Source organism: Streptomyces sp. NPDC020362 (assembly GCF_040642095.1).
GTDB lineage: Bacteria > Actinomycetota > Actinomycetes > Streptomycetales > Streptomycetaceae > Streptomyces.
Genome location: NZ_JBFAET010000457.1, coordinates 1 through 2,061 on the forward strand (window position 1 = coordinate 1; position 2,061 = coordinate 2,061).

General features: G+C 70.2%; 2 protein-coding genes and 1 pseudogene. All 3 read right to left on the minus strand.

Annotation, left to right across the window (positions count from 1 at the left end):
- A pseudogene (locus tag AB0H32_RS48150) lies at positions 1-509 on the minus strand (hypothetical protein); the annotation flags it as partial.
- Positions 510-547: 38 nt separating this feature from the next.
- On the minus strand, positions 548-1,816 hold the full coding sequence (locus AB0H32_RS48155; RefSeq protein WP_361136042.1) for a HAMP domain-containing sensor histidine kinase: 1,269 nt from the start codon (positions 1,814-1,816) through the stop codon (positions 548-550).
- The coding region (locus AB0H32_RS48160; protein ID WP_361136045.1) for a helix-turn-helix domain-containing protein at positions 1,807-2,061 on the minus strand (255 nt) is incomplete at its 5' end. The genes AB0H32_RS48160 and AB0H32_RS48155, both read right to left, overlap by 10 nt.

Below are 2,061 nucleotides of genomic sequence, written 5' to 3' on the forward strand. Positions count from 1 at the left end.
CAGCCGGTCAGCTCCAGAGTCCAGTCGCCGGTCGCGGTGCCGAGCGCGAAGGTGACGAGAACGGCGAGCCAGTAGAACGACTCACGCGGCAGCGTCGTGACCGAGTGGATCGACAGTGTGCGCTCACGCGCCCACCACACACCGAAGACCACCGCAAGCAGCACCGAGAAGACCGCGGAACTGATCCACAGCGGCACGTTCAGCTGGTCGGTCAGGATGTCGGTGTACAAGGTGCCCGTGACGCTGACAACGACGACGGTCAGCCAGTAGGGGAACGGAACGTACCGCTTCAGCCGCAGCTGCACGGCCAGGACCACCACGAACACCGCGGTGAAGATCCAGGCCGTGTTCACCAGGCCGACGCCCAGCTTCATGTTGATCCAGTCGGCGAAGCTCTCACCGACGGTCGTGCACAGGACCTTGATCACCCAGAACCAGATGGTGACCTCGGGAACCTTGTTGAGCATGAGCCGCCCGCTGCGCGTGCGTGCTTCCGTTGTCGTTGTCATGCACGGAGGTTTACGCGGGGAACCTGCACGTAACCTGACTACGTGGTCGCACGGGCGGCCGGGAGCGTCACCTCGACATGACCGCGGCCGTCCGCGATCGCGCGGACCTCCACACCGGCCGAGGCGGCGATGCGCCGGACCACTGGGAGCCCCAGCCCGTACCCGTCGCCGCCGGTCACACCCGCTTCGAAGACCCGGTCGACGTCCGCGGGATCGAATCCGGGACCGTCGTCCAGGACATCGACCACGATGGCCTCGCCCTGGTTGCGCGCGGTGATCCACACACGCGACCGCGCATGCCGCAGGCCGTTCTCCAGGAGGGGCGACAGCAGCGACACGGCGACGTCGGCCGCCACGGCGACCTCGACCTTCGAGGCAAAGGCGAGCTCGACCGCGCGGCCGGCGATCGCCTGCCGCGCGGCGGAGCGCAGATCGCACCGGGTCCCCTTGTCCGTCCGTGCGCGCGCGGCGCGCAGAAGCGTCGTGATCGCCGCATCGAGGCGGTCGACCTCGCTCAGCACCGCCTCCGGCGGCACCGGCTCGCCGGACAGCTGCGCCAGCTGAGCCTCGGCCCGCAGGACCGTGAGCGGTGTCCGCAGCTCGTGCGCGATCTCGTCGGTGAGCCGGCGCTCGTCCGCCAGCGCGTTGTCGACGCGCTCCAGGAGATGGTCCAGGGTCCGCCCCAGTTCCCCGAACTCGTCGCGGGGAACTCCGAGGTTGAAGCGGCGCCCGGGCTCGTGGTGGCCCCAGTCGTCGGCGAGGGCGGCCATCTCGTGCACGACCCGCAGCGCGCGGCGCACCACGAGGTGTGCGACACCGCCGGCGAGGAGGATGGTGAGGCCGCCCAGTATCAGGGACAAGGTCAGGCTGCGCTGCTCGGATGTCTCGTAGGGCGTGAGGTCCACCCGGACGATCACCATGACGCGGTGGCCGTCGATCGGGACGTCCCGCGCGTACAGGAGGTAGTCGCCGACCGACGCGGTCTGCGATCGCCCCGCGTCCGCCAGCTCCTCGACGCGAGCGACCAGGCTCGGCGGCACGTTCCCGTCGAGCAGGCGGCCGTCGGCATACACCCAGGCGACCTCGTCCAGCGCCTCGCTGCTGTTCTCCGTCAGTACGACACGGCCGCTCTTGGCGGTGACGTTCGCCGCGACCGCCTCGGCGCGCGTACGTGCCAGATCGTGCGCGTCGGCGTCCGTCACCCGGCTCAGCAGCACGTGCGAGACCACGACCAGGACCGCGACCACGGCGGTGGCGATCAGCACGGTCAGTGCGACGACCCGCTTGCGGAATCCCGTCACTGCCATCGGTAGCCCACGCCGCGGACGGTCGCCAGACGCTCGGCCACACCCAGCGGACCGAGCTTGGCCCGCAGCCGGCGCACATAGGAGTCGAGGGTGTTGTCGCTGACCTGCGCCCCGTGCGGCCAGCCGGCGGCGACGAGGGCGTGGCGGCGCACCGCGTCGCCCTGCGAGGCGATCAGGCGGCCCAGCAGCCGGAACTCGGTCGGGGTCAGGCTCATGCTCACCGAATCGTAGGTCACCACGTGCTT

Excerpts from the sequence above, each read along its gene's own strand:
- AB0H32_RS48155 (WP_361136042.1), bottom strand. The coding sequence starts at position 1,816 with ATGGCAGTGACGGGATTCCGCAAGCGGGTCGTCGCACTGACCGTGCTG.